At 43.1% G+C, this 15,022-nt stretch carries 16 protein-coding genes; 2 read left to right on the top strand and 14 right to left on the bottom strand.

Annotated elements, in window-relative coordinates; all coding sequences use genetic code 11:
- Positions 1–95: 95 nt before the first annotated feature.
- Positions 96–1,724 (top strand): peroxidase family protein, encoded by a 1,629-nt coding sequence (locus LEP1GSC192_RS18340; protein WP_020771306.1) that lies wholly within the window; start codon positions 96–98, stop codon positions 1,722–1,724.
- 22 nt (positions 1,725–1,746) lie between these two features.
- Positions 1,747–2,844, top strand: coding sequence for a histidinol-phosphate transaminase (gene hisC / locus LEP1GSC192_RS18335; protein ID WP_020771122.1), 1,098 nt, complete (start codon positions 1,747–1,749; stop codon positions 2,842–2,844).
- A gap of 26 nt (positions 2,845–2,870) precedes the next feature.
- On the opposite strand, the gene LEP1GSC192_RS19995 is transcribed toward hisC, so the two are convergent.
- The 14 genes from LEP1GSC192_RS19995 to LEP1GSC192_RS18270 all read right to left on the bottom strand — a co-directional run bounded on the left by LEP1GSC192_RS19995 (position 2,871) and on the right by LEP1GSC192_RS18270 (position 14,998).
- Positions 2,871–3,041 (bottom strand): hypothetical protein, encoded by a 171-nt coding sequence (locus LEP1GSC192_RS19995; RefSeq protein ID WP_020771449.1) that lies wholly within the window; start codon positions 3,039–3,041, stop codon positions 2,871–2,873.
- A gap of 208 nt (positions 3,042–3,249) precedes the next feature.
- Complete coding sequence (locus tag LEP1GSC192_RS18330) at positions 3,250–3,774, bottom strand: DUF1801 domain-containing protein (RefSeq protein WP_020771381.1); 525 nt, start codon at positions 3,772–3,774, stop codon at positions 3,250–3,252.
- Positions 3,767–4,345, bottom strand: coding sequence for a YdeI family protein (locus LEP1GSC192_RS18325; RefSeq protein WP_020771151.1), 579 nt, complete (start codon positions 4,343–4,345; stop codon positions 3,767–3,769). The genes LEP1GSC192_RS18330 and LEP1GSC192_RS18325 overlap by 8 nt, the downstream gene beginning before the upstream one ends.
- An 11-nt stretch (positions 4,346–4,356) precedes the next feature.
- A complete protein-coding gene (locus LEP1GSC192_RS18320) occupies positions 4,357–4,728 on the bottom strand; it encodes a DoxX family protein (RefSeq protein ID WP_020771512.1) in 372 nt (123 codons plus the stop codon).
- Between the two features lie 10 nt (positions 4,729–4,738).
- Positions 4,739–5,203, bottom strand: a complete 465-nt coding sequence (locus LEP1GSC192_RS18315) for an SRPBCC domain-containing protein (protein WP_020771348.1) — start codon at positions 5,201–5,203, stop codon at positions 4,739–4,741.
- Positions 5,204–5,206: 3 nt separating this feature from the next.
- Complete coding sequence (locus LEP1GSC192_RS18310; RefSeq protein ID WP_036090927.1) at positions 5,207–5,530, bottom strand: helix-turn-helix transcriptional regulator; 324 nt, start codon at positions 5,528–5,530, stop codon at positions 5,207–5,209.
- Between the two features lie 421 nt (positions 5,531–5,951).
- Positions 5,952–7,214, bottom strand: a complete 1,263-nt coding sequence (locus LEP1GSC192_RS18305; RefSeq protein WP_020771413.1) for a replication-associated recombination protein A — start codon at positions 7,212–7,214, stop codon at positions 5,952–5,954.
- Positions 7,198–7,440, bottom strand: a complete 243-nt coding sequence (locus tag LEP1GSC192_RS18300; RefSeq protein WP_020771298.1) for a hypothetical protein — start codon at positions 7,438–7,440, stop codon at positions 7,198–7,200. The genes LEP1GSC192_RS18305 and LEP1GSC192_RS18300 overlap by 17 nt, the downstream gene beginning before the upstream one ends.
- Positions 7,441–7,485: 45 nt before the next feature.
- Complete coding sequence (locus LEP1GSC192_RS18295) at positions 7,486–8,082, bottom strand: YqaA family protein (RefSeq protein WP_020771280.1); 597 nt, start codon at positions 8,080–8,082, stop codon at positions 7,486–7,488.
- 3 nt (positions 8,083–8,085) lie between these two features.
- Positions 8,086–9,870, bottom strand: coding sequence for a DNA mismatch repair endonuclease MutL (gene mutL, locus LEP1GSC192_RS18290; protein ID WP_020771167.1), 1,785 nt, complete (start codon positions 9,868–9,870; stop codon positions 8,086–8,088).
- 37 nt (positions 9,871–9,907) lie between these two features.
- Positions 9,908–11,944, bottom strand: a complete 2,037-nt coding sequence (locus LEP1GSC192_RS18285; protein ID WP_020771212.1) for a sensor histidine kinase — start codon at positions 11,942–11,944, stop codon at positions 9,908–9,910.
- A gap of 73 nt (positions 11,945–12,017) precedes the next feature.
- Complete coding sequence (locus tag LEP1GSC192_RS18280; protein ID WP_020771088.1) at positions 12,018–13,274, bottom strand: chloride channel protein; 1,257 nt, start codon at positions 13,272–13,274, stop codon at positions 12,018–12,020.
- A 21-nt stretch (positions 13,275–13,295) separates the two neighbouring features.
- Positions 13,296–14,333: a phosphoribosylformylglycinamidine cyclo-ligase gene (gene purM, locus LEP1GSC192_RS18275; protein WP_020771178.1), complete on the bottom strand. Its 1,038-nt coding sequence runs from the start codon at positions 14,331–14,333 to the stop codon at positions 13,296–13,298.
- A 53-nt stretch (positions 14,334–14,386) separates the two neighbouring features.
- Positions 14,387–14,998, bottom strand: a complete 612-nt coding sequence (locus LEP1GSC192_RS18270; RefSeq protein WP_036090923.1) for a FecR domain-containing protein — start codon at positions 14,996–14,998, stop codon at positions 14,387–14,389.
- Between the last annotated feature and the right edge of the window lie 24 nt (positions 14,999–15,022).

Genomic DNA, 15,022 nt, shown 5'->3' with positions numbered 1-15,022 from the left:
TTAAGTCTTAGTAATGGTCTTTTAATTGTTTTCATCTGAAATTAAAATGAACAAGGACTAAGGTCCAATATTGATCGCCGGATTCGATCTCCTTTATGATAAAAATAATTTTCGAAAACGATAAGGAAGTTTTCCTCGAACCTTCCGAATTAAACAAGTCATTATTAGAAATTTCCTTGGATGCGGGTATCCCTCATATACACGCTTGTGGAGGTAATGCACGTTGTTCCACCTGTAGGATACTTATCCAAGATGGGGACGAACATCTTCTTCCCCGTAACGAAATGGAAACGACACTTGCTTTGAAGAAGGGTTTTCCGGAGAACGTGAGACTCGCCTGCCAAACAAAGACCTCCGGCGATGTTGTTCTTCGTAGATTGGTCATTGATGAAGCTGACAAGGCCCTTGCATCCACATTCTCGGATCTGATATCAGGCATAGAAAAACCGGTTGCTATCTTATTCAGCGATATCCGAGGTTTCACCGGTTTTTCAGAAAGTCATTTGCCTTACGACGTCATCCACATTCTCAACCGTTACTTTTATAGAATGGGAGATAAGGTCCTAAAATACGGCGGGATCATCGATAAGTACATAGGAGACGGGCTAATGGCGATCTTCGGGTTGGAAGATCCGGACCCTCTTCGTGCCAATCTGAATGCGATCCGTTCCGCATTAGAGATGAGAGCCGAATTAGAAAGTTTGAATACTTATTTGCAAAACCATTTAGGCTCGGAATTCGAGATAGGGATCGGGATCAATTACGGAACGGCGATTTTAGGAAAGTTAGGACATCCTTTGAACATGTCATTCACTGCGATAGGTGACACAGTGAACTCCGCAAGTAGGATCGAAACAACTACAAAAAAAGCCGACGCAAAGATCTTAATTTCCCAAAAAGTTTATGAATCCGTAAAGGATAGGATCCAAAAGGGAAGAAGTTTCGAAACGAAACTGAAAGGTAAAACAGGAAATTATAGGGTCCACGAGGTGTTAGGGACCAAGAATAATTGTGAGGGAAGTGTTTGGCAAGAAACCGGGTACAGGATCTGGGATAAGATTGATCCGACTGAAGTGGGAGCTTGGCTCCGTATGGTGTTTCATGCCGCTTCTATCTTCTCTGCGGATGGAGAATGGTTAGGCTTGGAAGGCTCCATACGTTTTCCAACCATTATGAACGATGAGAACAATCGTGGCGTGGCAAAACAAATAGAAGAGATTATCCATTTAAAAGAAGAAATGGAAGAGGAAGGGAGAAAGAATGTTCCTTCTTTTGCGGACATGGTTGCTCTTTCAGGTGCCCTTGCTCTTCAAAAAGCGGGCGGACCGCAAGTCCATATTCTTCCCGGAAGACAGGACTCCAATTATCCGGCGGGAAGAATGCTTATGCCTGTAGATAGTCCTGACGTAAAAGATTCTTTGAATTATTTTTCCATGATGGGATTTTCCGCGAGAGATACGGTTCTACTCTTGGGAGTACATACATTGGGTTGGCATTCCAAAGGATCTTTTACGGAGACTCCGAATATATTCAATAATCATTATTTTAGGGACCTACTATTGGATGGCGGGGCGAGAATGCTTGCTTCCGACCGAGCCCTACTCGGTTCGGAAGAGACTAAAAGAATGGTGATGGAGTACGCGCTGAACGAGTCTCTATTTTTTAAAGACTTCCAAGGACTTTACCAGAGGTTAGTAGAACAAAAACGATTGGAAGAATCCTGACTCCGTTTTTTTCTGGAATTAGATGCGATTCCTGCCCGCTTTAGACAAGATCCCGGCTTACGAGGCCGGCAAACCGATAGAATTAGTCGTACGTGAATACGGAATTTCGCCGGACAAGGTTCTCAAACTCGCTTCGAACGAGAATCCGTACGGCGTATCTCCCAAGGTTTCCGAGACGATAAAAGAAGCGGTTTATAAGATGCCCTTGTATCCGGACGATTCCTATAAGGCGCTCAAGGATGCTCTTGCCAAAGTACACGGAGTAGATGCAAAAAACGTAATACAAGGGAACGGCAGCGATCAAATTTTCGATTTTGCGACCAGATCGGTCCTGAGTCCCGGGGACAAGATCCTACAGAACGGCAAAACATTCTCGATGTATTCTATATATGCAGGACAATGTGGAGCCGAAACAATCCAAACCGATTCCGAACTGCATGATCTGGACCAGCTTTTGGATCTGTACAAAAAACATTCTCCTAAGATCATATTCATCTGCTCTCCCTGCAACCCGATCGGGGACGCTTTAGACAAGGCAGATATATATACTTTTCTCCAAAATATTTCCTCCGAAACCATGGTGGTTTTGGATGCGGCTTATATGGAATTCGGAAAAACCAGAGATCCTAAAAAAGAGATCCAAGCTGCGGATGTAATTTCAAAATTCCCTAATGTATTATATACCAATACGTTTTCTAAAATTTACGGATTAGGCGGGATGAGAATTGGATATGGTATCGCTTCCGAAGAAATGATCCGAGCATTCTATAAGTTACGACCGCCCTTCAATGTTTCTCAACTTTCTCAGTTAGCGGCTGCAACCGCGTTGAGCGACAGGGAATTCGTGGAAAATTATTTGAAGGCAAACCTAAAGGAAATGATCCGTTACGAAAAATTTGCAGAGAAGAAAGGGCTCTTTTACTTCGAATCTTATGCGAATTTTATCACGATCAAATTGGACAAAGCAAAATTGGATTCCACCCAAACCTTCGAGACATTGCTGAAGGAAGGGATCATATTACGAAATCTGAAAAGTTACGGATTGAATGCCTTGAGAATTACGATTGGAAGGCCGGAACAGAACGACCGGGTTTTAGAAAGGTTGTCGGAACTTCTTTAGTCGCTTCGCTTCTGAAGCCTGGGGATTTATTTATCGTATAGGTCTGGCCTCAGTCGGACAACTTTTTCTTCTCTACTTTCTGCCTTTTTAGTGCCGAAGTTCGCTGTTTCCGAGCGAGCAAACTCCTTTCTGACTTGGATCGGCCCTTTGGCTTGGAATTGGCTTTTTTCGTTTTTTTCTCTTTCGGATTGAAACATTCGAAACCTCCTTTTTTCGTCTTGGTGGTAAGACCTGCGATTCCCTTAATTAGTTTCGTCCCGAAACAGCGAATCCCTTACCGTATTATGTCAAAAATTTCCAGTTCTTGGCTAGCTTACTCCTTTTCTAGAACAAGTGAATGACTAAAATATTACAGAAAGATATTTCTTTTAAAGCGAATGAATGGACCTTTGCCCAATCGCTTGCCTATAATTTTTCGCCGGGTAGTTCGCTGGCTTGTTTGATCCAAGAAGAAAGTTGAGCTTCGTCGATTCCGTCTTCTTCTCGAATATCCAAATAACGCGTTCCCGGAACCTTGGAGGAACCCGGAGGCATCGGTTTTAATGAAGCTCCTTTGAAGAATGCTATCTTAACGTATTTGGCAAATACATGCACTCCGAGAAACCACCCCTGGCCTTCGATCCCGTAAAGTGGAGAGTTCCATTTTACCGCTTTACTAACATGCGGGACTGTTCTGACTATCAGTTCGTCGAGTTTACGCCCAATCTCTTTTTTCCAACCGGGCATAGCTGCGATATACTCTTGGACCGGGCCGTCACCATAACCTTTTGCGATCTGAGGATTTCCTCCGGAAAGTAAGATAGGCTCCTTCTTTCCTGAATTCCTCATCCGAGTGGATTTCTTTGCGCCTGCCTTTTTAAACTTAGGTGATTTATTCATCGAAGTTTTAGTTGGCGCCTTCTTCTTTGCTGAAACCTTCTTTTTAATCATCTAATCCCTTACCTTTTAAAATATGAGGTATATACTTTTCAATCCTCGCCTCTCTAGTTTTAGATTGTTTGGCAGAAGAAAAATGAAGAAGGTATCCTCTTTGCCTACCTGGCGTCAACGACTCAAAAGCCGATCTTAAGTCGGGAGATTCTTCCAATTTACTTAAAAATTCTTCCGGCATATCGAACTCTTTTGTTTTTTTGAAATTCACTTTTTGGCCGGATTTTTCCACTTCGATCGCATTTTTGATATAAGCCTTTAAAGCGGTTTTAAGTTTGTCGATTTCCTTAACGTTAGTGAATCGGATCTGGCGAGCGGACTGCACATTTTTAGTTTGTTGTACTAAAATTCCATTTGGATCCTTTAATAACGCGCCTTTGAAAAACAAAAACGCACAATATTCTTTGAATCCATGTATCAAAACTATATTATTGTTTTGATATGTATAACAAGGTTGACCCCACTTTAATTCTTCGGTGAGTCCTAGGGCAAGAGCGATCTTGCGCAGCGCCTCATATTCTTCCTTCCATTGTTTGGCTTTATTAAAAAAGAAATCAACCTTTGGATTCATATTAGTCTCACTCACACTGCAGGGATCTTCCTATCTGTCGGCCGGAAATACCAGGAAACGATCGTAAGCACAAGTAATAATACGGGTCCGAAATATTCTTTTGCCCCGTCCCCGGCTGCAAAATGAGAGAAAATTGCTCCGGACATCGTAAAGAAAAATCCCGCATACGCCCATTCCTTGACTAAAGGATATTTCGGGACAATTACAGCGATTACACCTAACAATTTCCAAACACCCAAAATGATCATCAGATAGGCCGGATATCCTAAATGTGCAAACATATCCGCTTCTTCTTTCATTTGGATGATCTGCACGATCCCGGTAGACACCATTCCTAAGGAAAGCCATGCAGTAGCGATCCAATATATAACCTTGTTTCTCATGTCCAATATCCTATTTTAATTTATTTACTACTTCTTGTAATCTATTATGGGCCATATTAATGCCCTGAGCAAACGGTAGCTTAAGCAGCTGGTCTCTAAGTGCAACGGACTTGAAGACAATGTGCATTGTAAGTTTGCTTTTTTCCTCACCGAGTTTTTCGAATTCTAAGAACTCAAGTTGAGGCGGAAAAGGAGAATTTTCCATTTCAAAAGTGCGGGTGATCTTTTGGTTAGGGACAAATTCATGAATAACACCGTTGAATCCGTGTTTGTTGCCATAAGGATCCGTAGTTTCATATTGCCAGCTTCCATGCTTTTTTCCTTCCAGTTTGATCACTTTGGTCCCCATCCATTCCTCTACGATCTCCGGCTCTATATGCGCCTTAAAAAGTAGATCCAAGGGAAGGTCGAATTCCCTGGTGATCAGCAATTCTTGTTTGCCGTCCTCTGCATCAATTTTTGTTTTTTTTTCCATATCCTATTTTCTTGATCTGTATTTTTTCATTACGGATTCCAGTTTATCGAACCGGTCGTCCCACATTTTACGGAACGGTTCTATAAAGTCGGCAATTTCTTTCATCTTATTCAGATTCAATTGATAATAAATTTCCCTACCGTTCTGTTCTTGATTTAACAATTCACACTCTGTGAGAATTTGTAAATGTTTAGAAACAGTGGGCCTGGCTGTATCAAAATTGGATGCGATCGCCCCTGCAGTCATAGCCTGAGAGGCCACCATCAGGAGTATTGCGCGCCTAGTGGGGTCTGCGATTGCTTGGAATACGTCCCTTCGTAAATTCATTATGTAGCTACTTAACTACAAATATAAATGTAGCTATTTAACTACGCAACATTTTTATTAAGTTATTTTACGAAAATCCAGAGACACGGAGGGGCCGCGATGTTGGAACTCCTACACGGATTGTAAGAGAAGGATTTGGTTGACGGAGCTAGGATTTTGTGATATGCGAGAATGCGCGCTCCCACGGGCCACTCCCCCCAATCCCAATGCAGGGTGGGGGCGATCTTCATTTCCTGTCGGAACTCCTACAAGCTATTTCTTCTCCACTTTGCGGCTTTGCGAGACAAACCGCGGCAGTGATGCGCAGGGCTTTAGTCCGGGCTTGTCCGGATGAGCGCTTATGCGCGAACCCGTAGCAGCACGGCCTGAGCGGAGCGAAGGAGCCGCCCAAATTTTTCTTCGTAGAAATTATAAGAGTGGCTTACTCGTACTTTTTGCTAGAAATTTGTTTCCAGATGGAGGCAAGATGTTCCCTGATCTTTCCTTCCATTCCGTTTTTAGTCGGTTTATAGAATTGAGGAGGATTGTCGGAGAGATCGTCGGGAAAATAGGAGAATGGCACAAATCCGCCGAAATCATGAGGATATTTATACCCTTGTCCTGCTCCTTCTTTTTTATGAGTGGCAGTGGGAGCATTTCTAAGTCGATTCGGGATCTTTAAACTTGGCCCTCGTTCTTTCACAAAGGAAAGTGCGGAACCAATTCCTAAATAAGAGGCGTTGGACTTTGGACAAGAGGCTAAGAATGTAGTGACCTGCCCTAATACAATCCTTCCTTCCGGCATTCCGATCGTCTCTATTGCATGAAGTCCTGCAACAGCTAAAGGTAAACCATGAACGGAAGCATTTCCGATATCTTCGGATGCAAGGATAATGAGCCGTCTGGCGATAAAGAGCGGATCTTCTCCGCCTTCTAACATCATAGCTAGATAGAATAAAGCAGCATCAGGGTCGCTTCCTCTCACCGACTTGATGAACGCGGAGATCACATCATAATGACTCTCTCCACTTTGGTCGTATTCGATTACCCGACTTTCCAAAAATGTTTCTATATCGGAGGCTTCTATTTGGGTTCCGGCAGCTTTCGAAAGAACAATTCCTTCCAAATTGGAGAGAAGTTTTCTAGCGTCTCCCCCGGAATAACGGACGAGTAGAGAACTTGCCTCTTTTGTAATATTCGGTTTCGGGTCTAAGGATTCTATACCTCTGGAAAGTATCTCTAATAGATCGTTCTCTCCTAAAGGTTCCAGTTTAAGGACCTGGCATCTGGACAATAATGGTCTTGTGATCCGAAAGGAGGGATTCTCCGTGGTGGCTCCGATAAGAACAATCGCTCCGGTCTCCACTCCTTTTAATAAACTATCTTGTTGGGAAGAACTGAATCTGTGGATCTCATCTAGAAAAAGTAAGATACTTCCTTCTTTTTCGGATCTTTCCAACAGCTTTTTGATGTCTGCTACACCGGTGGTGACTGCATTGTATTCCACAAAAGGTAGTTTCCACGTATTACCTAAAATCCTGGCGATCGTCGATTTTCCCGTGCCCGGAGGTCCGTATAGTAGAATACTTATCGGTTCTTTATATTTTTGTAATTGAAGTTTTGCCTTTTCCTGTCCAATGACCTGAGCAAAGGAACTAGGCCTGATCTTATGAGGAAGTGGCGCTCTTTCAAATAGACTGCCCAAGTTCTTCTTCCAATTCTCTTTGGACCTTTCGTATGCAGGAACGGATGGTGGAATTGCATACATCACATGCGCTATGGCAGCATACTAAGGATTGTTCCCTAATCTTCCCGTCCAATACATTCTCCACCAATTCGGAAATACGAACCGGTAAACCGAACCAATCCAAATTTTCTAAGATCAATTCTTTTCTGGTCTTAGGAATGAGTCTGGGAGAATCGTCCATCATCTAAACTTTTGTATCTTTGCTTCTAATATGCGTCAATCCGAATGTTTAGACCCCGATCCATCCGCCCTTTATTAGGTAATAATAAAGAATAAAACGGGGGATCCGAAAAAGTGCAGCAGCGAAAAAAAGATGGATCCTCATATTCATCGCTCCTGCAGCCACGGAAGTCCAGGAATAAGGTAACGGCGTAAGCGCTGCAAGAACCACCGCCCAGAATCCGAATCGTTTTACATATACTTCCAACTTCTCTTCGTGATTTCGAATGAACTTGGTAAATATGTGCAATTTAGGAAGTAGGAATCTTCCTTGGGAATAAGAACATCCTCCCGCAAGTAAAGACCCAAAAGATGCGAAGAAGATTACCCAGAAATCGGTCATTTTTGCCGCTACTGCCAATATCAAGAATGTATCAGGAGGAAAAAAGACATGTACCGAGTCGGCAACAAATATCGCAAGACCTACCCCCCATACTCCGGTGTAATCCAAAAATAGTCCGGCGACCTGAGTGACCCTTTCATTAAAAAATCTGGCGAGTATTAAAACGATCAATAATAAGATCACACTTGCGACCAATGTCTGTCGGACCAAGGAAGTGATTACGTTCTCCGTGGAGTTTCTAAGTTCTTGGGATTCGGTTTTCAAATTTTACCTGCGATGAAACATTCTTTCCAGATCTTCTCTGGTTAATTTGACCAAGGTGGGTCTTCCATGAGGGCAACGGGATGGGTTCTCACAATAACTGAGGCGATTCAACATCTCTGCGATTAGATGGTCTGAAAGTTGGTCCCCTTTTTTCACTGCGGATCTACAAGCGACACATTTTGCCATAAGATCGTATAACTCAGGCTCCGGAACTTCTTTGCCTCCGGTCCGATTTAAAAAATCCAGAACGATCTCTTTTTCATGTCCGGGTAGAAAATAACCGGGAACTTCTCGAAGTACCATTGTGTCTTCTCCGAGTGAGTCCAGTTTTAAACCCACTTCTTGGTATTCTCCCAATCTATCTTTTATATCTTCCGCTTCCTGTTTCGAAACAGGGATACGAATAGGAGTAAGAAGAGGTTGTATCCCGTAATTTTTTTTCTTAAGTTTTCTTAATACTTCTTCGTAACGGATCCTTTCGTGGGCGGTATGTTGGTCGATGATATAAAAACCGTCCTCTCCTTCCGCCAAAATGAACGTTTCGAATAATAAACCGAAATGTTTTTTTGGAATGAACTCGGAATGTTTTATCGGAATATCGGTCAGATCTTCTAACCTGGAGCCTGGGCCGACGGCTTCTACGGGGAAGGAAGGAGAGTGTTTTACTTCTTCATAAAGCGCTCCCCCTAAGAGTTGCTGCTCTATTCCGCCGGAAGAGGAAGAAGAGAAGGAATATAACGTGGATTCCATCTTTTTCGGTTCCGGTCTTAAAAGCCTGTTTTTCAATTCCAAAAAGCTGACAGGCGTGCTGGATCTAAGTTCTTTTTGGATCAATTGCAGAAAGAACGTGTTAAATCCCTCTTCATCCAAAAAACGGATCTCTTTTTTGGCTGGATGAACGTTCACATCTATGGACTCGGGATCCACTTCGAAAAATAAAAAACAGTATGGATGCGCGTTCGGAGGAAGAAGTTCATCATAACATTTTTTTAATAAATGAGAGGAATATTTGATCTCCACCGGTCTTCCGTTCACGAATATGAACTGTCCCGTGCGGTTGGATTTATAAAAATCGGGATCGCTGATATAACCTTTTGCCTTCCAACCCTTTTTTTCAAGTTGGACCTCCAACAAATGATCCCTGAAATTTTCTCCGAATAGATCTATGATCCTTTCTTTTTTATCTTTGGGAGGAAGCCTATAGATCTCCTTATGGTCTTGGACGAATCTAAATCGAATATTTTCTCTTGCCAGAGCCTGGATAGTTACTTTGTCTCGGATCTTCTTATCTTCGGAGCGGACCGATTTTAAAAATTTCCTTCTGACTGGAGTATTATAGAATAGATCCTCGACTAGGATCTTTGTACCGTGAAAACCCGGGATGGATTCTTTGGAAATGATCTGTCCTTTTTCCGCTCTAACCTTCCAGGCGGTCGATTGTCCGGTTCCGGTCTCTATCGTAAGTTTGGAAACGGAAGCGATGGATGCCAACGCTTCTCCTCTAAATCCATAAGAAGAAACTAATTCAAGATCTTTTAATGTACGGATCTTGCTTGTGGCATGTCTTTGGATTGCAAGAGGGATATCCTCTTCTTCTATCCCCGAGCCGTTATCCGAAAGAAGTAAGGAGGTCAGGCCCCCGTCTCTGGATTCCACTTCGATCGAGTCCGCTCCCGCGTCCACGGAGTTCTCCATCATTTCTTTCAGGACGGAATGAGCGGATTCAATCACTTCCCCGGCAGCGATTTGATTGATTAATTCCGGACTAAGTTCTTGGATCCTTCCCATATAGTTTGGACCCAGCTTGGAAGGTGGAAATCTTATGTCAAGATTGGATTTCCGGTTTAGAGAGGGCGATTTCTAGGATAAACTCGGAACCTTTGCCAGGCACACTTTGGACCGAGATATCACCGTCCATTTTCTGGGCAAGGGCTTTACAAAGAGCAAGGCCAAGACCTGCTCCCTGGAAAGGTTTAGTCACACCGGAATCCACCTGTTGGAACGGATTAAAAATAGAACTGAGTTTATCTTCCGGAATTCCTATACCTGAGTCTTGGACCTTAAACCGAAGCCTGTATTCTAGATTGGTTTCTTGGACTTTTTCTCCGGAAAGTTTGACGAACCCTTTTACGGTGAACTTTTCCGCGTTCTCGAGAAGGACCAAAAGCATTGTTTTGAATCTTTCTTCGTCTCCATCGACGGTTTCAGGAAGGTTGTCGGAAAGAGTTACGCTGAAATCCAGATTTTTTCTGCGGATCTTATCCTCAACCCTCATTGCGGCTTCATAAATAGAGGCTTTTAGACTGAAACGTTTATTCAAAAGATATAATGTACCTTTTTCTAAACTGGATGCGTCCAACATAGAACCGAGAATTACCATCATTGCGTCCCCGCTTCTTTTAAGTAGTTCCAACATTTCCTTATGTTCCGGTTTGAGATCGGAATCCAATAACATCTGAGTAATCCCGACGATCCCGTTCATAGGAGTGCGAACCTCGTGGTCTACGTTGATCAAAAATTCGCTCTTTGCTTTATTAGCGGCTTCCGCTTCGTCTCTAGCAAATTCCAATTCTCTGGTCCTTTTTCGGACGAGTTCCTCTAAGTTCGTGTTCAGTATCTCTTGGACCTTCTCCCTTTCCCTGAATCCGCTCAACATCTTGTTGGATAAAGAAAGTGAATTTGCAAGCACGAATATTCCTACTCCAATCCCGCTTAATTCCCAGGAATCCAAAAGTTCCGCATGGAATAATATCTCGCTTGTCATAAAGAAGAGAAGGAAGATAAAACCTGCGAGATAAATATAAGCCCCCACCATTTTTTGGGAAACCGCTTTCGCTAAAACGACTAAAGAGCAGGCTCCGTTAAACACAAAAAGTAAGTAGGAAGGGTTGATCAGATAAGAATAGATAGCAGGTCCCGTAAACAAAGTGATAAGCGTAAATATACCTGCAAAAATATAACTGAGTTTCAGAAAATTTTTGCCGAAGTCAGTAGGAAACACAGCTAATAAAAAATGGAAGGCCAAAGGCATCCCCAAAAACCAAGTGATAAATTCAGTCCTTAGATAGATTTCCGGTCTCACTAAAAAATGTTCGGGAAATAATCTCACTCCTGTGGAATATAATCTAAGTCCTACCGTGGTGGAAAGAAGTCCTAAAATGAATGCGGAAGGATCTTTTTTATAAAAAGCGGATACGAAGATATGAAATAAGCCTAAAAAGAAAAGGCCTCCGCAGAGTATTCCTTCCAAGTCCCTTCTATCCAAATAATAACGACCCACACATTCGGAAGTGCCTAAAACGGGAGGTTTCCAAAGTCCACCTTTTCTATATTGATAATTGGAAATTTCAAAGTCTAGATGAGCGACACCTTGCCAAGGAGGAAGAATAGAATAACTAGTCCTAAGTTCCAGCCCATCTTCGGAAGGATCTCCTACTTTCCCCACTTGGTTAATTAGTTTTCCGTTAAATAGGATCCTATAATTCGTTCCTTGGTCGTAAGAAACCAAATGTAAACTTTCCACCGGAATGGAAGAAACCAGGTCCACTCTATACAATGCTTTTCCATACTTAGGAAATTCTCCCTCATCGGAACCCGGCCAATCATGTTTGGTCCAACTCCCAGGAATAACGGCCATGGAAAATTTTTCCGGTTCTTTTGGAAGACTTGTATCCGGAGTACCACCCAACCAGGCAAACTTCCAATCCCCGGTCATTCGAAAACATTTTCCCTGGTTTAAGGATTTTTCCCAATCTATAACACCATTCTCTAATAGAGCTTTTTTGGGAGAAGGTGAACAATATGCGAAAAATAAGAATGCCGCAATCAGAAAGAACGGATCCTTTTTAGAGAAAATTCCCATAGAGTTGGCTATCTTTTATCGATTTGCCAGAAATCGTCCAGGACAAAATCGGACGCTTGAATCCGATCCAAAATTACACCGAATCCGCTTGAGAGCCGATAAACGGAGCCTTGGGAGATAAGAAATATCCGCTTAAGGAGGCGAATAATACCGGAGTAAAATTGGAAACCCCGGTTAACCCTGTGAGCAATATCGTGGTGCTGATCGGTGTTTTGGTCACGGAAGCGTTTACGGACGCCATAAGGCAGATGAGTAAAAAGGATTCATTCTCGGATGGAAAAAAATCCATGAAGAACCTACCTGCTACCGCTCCTACGAAAAATAAAGGTATGATAATCCCTCCTCTCCAACCGCTGGAAACGGTGATATTGATCGCAAGTATCTTTAATAAGGCTAATGTCCCGAAAAAGATCCAGTCTCCTTTAGTAACTACGATCTCGTTCAACTGTTCGTGCCCGAAGTAACGGGTTAGCGGCTCATAATATGCGATACAACCCAATAATAATCCGCCGATTGTGGTCTTCGCGAAAATGGGTAGAGCTATTTTAGAGAAAGAAAATTTAGTAATTTTGAATATTCCATAAAAGATCCAGCCGACCAAGGCTCCGGCCATTCCGAAACCGATCGCGTATTGAAAATCCTCTATTCCGCCGGGAATATATTGCGGGAATTCCCAAGTAGGTCCGATCCCCATATCCGTCATAAATAAGAATACGAAATATGCGCTGCAACTGGAGAGAAATGCCGGTAATAAGGCCTCGTAATATTCCACTACATGTCTATGCTGTAGGATCTCCAACGCGAATAACGCTCCGCCTAAAGGAGAACCGAATAAAGAAGTGAATCCTGCAGCCATTCCGGCAATCGTCATGGATCTCAATTCTTCTCCTTCTAATCCTATCTTCTCCGCAAACCAACTTCCGAATGAACCGGTGATCTGCACAAGAGGCGCCTCGGGGCCCGCACTTCCTCCGGACGAAATACTAAGCAAAGAAGACAAACTCATAGAAGGATTATTCTTAGGGTCGAGTTTTCCTCCCCTAAAGCGAATATTATCGATTACTAATGAGATTTCTCCCGGGTCTCCTAGAAAATAAATGAGAAGGCCGATACCCAAACCGGATAGGGTCATGATTAGAATTATATAATGTCCTTGGAAACCCGCTAAAAGTCTGGTGAGAAATTCCAAAACTTTCCAGAACACTGCGGAGAATACTCCTGCAAATAACCCTAGGAGTACGTATAAAATACTCCATCTAGAAAGCATGAATGGATTCTTTTTGGATATGATAAAAACCGGATTTTTAAAAAGAGCTTGGATCCTATCCATATATCTGCCGTTTTGAAAAGTTCAGAGCAAAAGAACAGACTCTTTATTTTTCGAAGTGATTACTCCGATTTTATGGACCAGTTCTCCTTTTTCTTCCAAGGCGGAGATCGCGTCGCGCTCAAACTCGGGAGAAACGATGACTATGTATCCGATTCCCATATTAAAAGTGGAATACAATTCCTTTTCGGATAAAGACGGAAAATCCTTCTGAACTCTGGCAAAGAATGGATTTTCGGGAAGTTTTTCTCTTTTGATCTCTGCCGCTAAAGTGGCGGGAAGCACCCTAGGAATGTTTTCATAAAAACCTCCGCCGGTGATATGCACCATTCCCCTTACTTCTACCCTCTTCGTTAGGTTCAGTATACTTTCTGCATAGATCCTTGTTGGACGAAGTGCGAATTCTTTTAAGAAACCGACTAACTCCGGATCTGCGGGAAGTTTTCGTCCACCTTCTAAATATAATTTACGGATGAGAGAAAATCCGTTGCTATGAGGACCGGAAGATTCTAAACCTAAAACGATATCACCCGCTTTGATCTTGGATCCGTCTATTAAGTCGTCTTTCTCCACTGCACCTACTACAAATCCGCCTAAATCGTATTCGTCCGGGTCCATGGTGCCCGGATGTTCCGCAGTCTCTCCGCCTAACAGCGCCGCTCCTGAAAGTTTACAACCTTTTACGATCCCCGCAACAATCCTTTCCATTCTTTCCGGGATCAATTTACCACAGGCTATATAGTCCAAGAAGAATAAAGGCTCTCCACCGGAGACAAGAATATCGTTCACACACATTGCGACCAAGTCTATGCCGATCGTATCATGAATATTGAATAAACGAGCGAGCTCCACCTTGGTTCCGACACCATCAGTACCGCTCAGCAATATTGGGTTTTTATAATTTTTGAGAAAAGAGACGTCGAAGGCACCTGAAAATCCACCAAGCCCGCCTAAAACTTTGGGACCGTGGGTGGATTCCACGTTTTGTTTGATCTTTTTGACGAATTCTTGGCCGGCTTCCGTATCGACTCCGGCGGATTTATAACTGATATCTTCTTGCATGGACCCGCCCCAGAACAGAATTCCCGGATCGGGTCTAATGCCCAGAAAAAAAGCTATTTCATTTGGTCGATTTGTTCCATTGCGGAGAGTTCTCCCGCAGCCGCAGGGCGAACTTTTAATGCCTTGATCCCAGGTCCTAAGTCCACAGCTTCTCCCGCTTTTACCAAAACCCGGGCCTCATCTTCCTTTCTGGTAATCTGGACACTACCTTCACGAACCGCAAAAGTTCCCGTTTCGTTAGCAGGATTCACTTGGCCCCAAAATTGGGTACCTCTGACTGCGGCAACCACGGTAGGAGTGTCGATGGAGATGGATTCGTTCTTTTTCAGTTTGGCGACTTTTACCAAAATATTGCCCGAGTTGATCTTAATATAATTTTGATCCGCTCTCAATGCAGCGATAGAAGCCTCGGAACCGCCTAAGAGCCGAACTGTCCCTAAAGTAGTGGTTAGATCCAAGGTGGCATCCTTATCTGTTTTTACGATTTCGGATTCGACAATACGATCGTTTGCTTTCAGAACGGATCCCGCTTTTTCCGCAGTTGCTTTTCCTACGAGAAAGGAGACGATTGCATCCGTGGTCTCTTCCTCTTTAGGTTTGCAGAAGAAGAATAGGCTCGGAACCAACAGGATAGTAACTAGCTTTGAGATGGGTAGAGAGTTCATACGGATTCATAAAGCTAATACAAA

Source organism: Leptospira sp. B5-022, from assembly GCF_000347035.1.
In the GTDB taxonomy this organism is placed as follows: domain Bacteria; phylum Spirochaetota; class Leptospiria; order Leptospirales; family Leptospiraceae; genus Leptospira_B; species Leptospira_B cinconiae.
The sequence above is the reverse complement of the archived record's forward strand: the minus strand, read 5'-3'. Positions and strand labels throughout refer to the sequence as shown.

What these genes read in the sequence shown, in the direction of transcription:
- LEP1GSC192_RS18340 (WP_020771306.1), top strand. Translation starts at nt 96, where the DNA reads ATGATAAAAATAATTTTCGAAAACGATAAGGAAGTTTTCCTCGAACCT.
- hisC (WP_020771122.1), top strand. Translation starts at nt 1,747, where the DNA reads ATGCGATTCCTGCCCGCTTTAGACAAGATCCCGGCTTACGAGGCCGGC.
- LEP1GSC192_RS19995 (WP_020771449.1), bottom strand. Translation starts at nt 3,041, where the DNA reads ATGTTTCAATCCGAAAGAGAAAAAAACGAAAAAAGCCAATTCCAAGCC.
- LEP1GSC192_RS18330 (WP_020771381.1), bottom strand. Translation starts at nt 3,774, where the DNA reads ATGATTAAAAAGAAGGTTTCAGCAAAGAAGAAGGCGCCAACTAAAACT.
- LEP1GSC192_RS18325 (WP_020771151.1), bottom strand. Translation starts at nt 4,345, where the DNA reads ATGAATCCAAAGGTTGATTTCTTTTTTAATAAAGCCAAACAATGGAAG.
- LEP1GSC192_RS18320 (WP_020771512.1), bottom strand. Translation starts at nt 4,728, where the DNA reads ATGAGAAACAAGGTTATATATTGGATCGCTACTGCATGGCTTTCCTTA.
- LEP1GSC192_RS18315 (WP_020771348.1), bottom strand. Translation starts at nt 5,203, where the DNA reads ATGGAAAAAAAAACAAAAATTGATGCAGAGGACGGCAAACAAGAATTG.
- LEP1GSC192_RS18310 (WP_036090927.1), bottom strand. Translation starts at nt 5,530, where the DNA reads ATGAATTTACGAAGGGACGTATTCCAAGCAATCGCAGACCCCACTAGG.
- LEP1GSC192_RS18300 (WP_020771298.1), bottom strand. Translation starts at nt 7,440, where the DNA reads ATGATGGACGATTCTCCCAGACTCATTCCTAAGACCAGAAAAGAATTG.
- mutL (WP_020771167.1), bottom strand. Translation starts at nt 9,870, where the DNA reads ATGGGAAGGATCCAAGAACTTAGTCCGGAATTAATCAATCAAATCGCT.
- LEP1GSC192_RS18285 (WP_020771212.1), bottom strand. Translation starts at nt 11,944, where the DNA reads ATGGGAATTTTCTCTAAAAAGGATCCGTTCTTTCTGATTGCGGCATTC.
- LEP1GSC192_RS18280 (WP_020771088.1), bottom strand. Translation starts at nt 13,274, where the DNA reads ATGGATAGGATCCAAGCTCTTTTTAAAAATCCGGTTTTTATCATATCC.
- purM (WP_020771178.1), bottom strand. Translation starts at nt 14,333, where the DNA reads ATGCAAGAAGATATCAGTTATAAATCCGCCGGAGTCGATACGGAAGCC.
- LEP1GSC192_RS18270 (WP_036090923.1), bottom strand. Translation starts at nt 14,998, where the DNA reads ATGAACTCTCTACCCATCTCAAAGCTAGTTACTATCCTGTTGGTTCCG.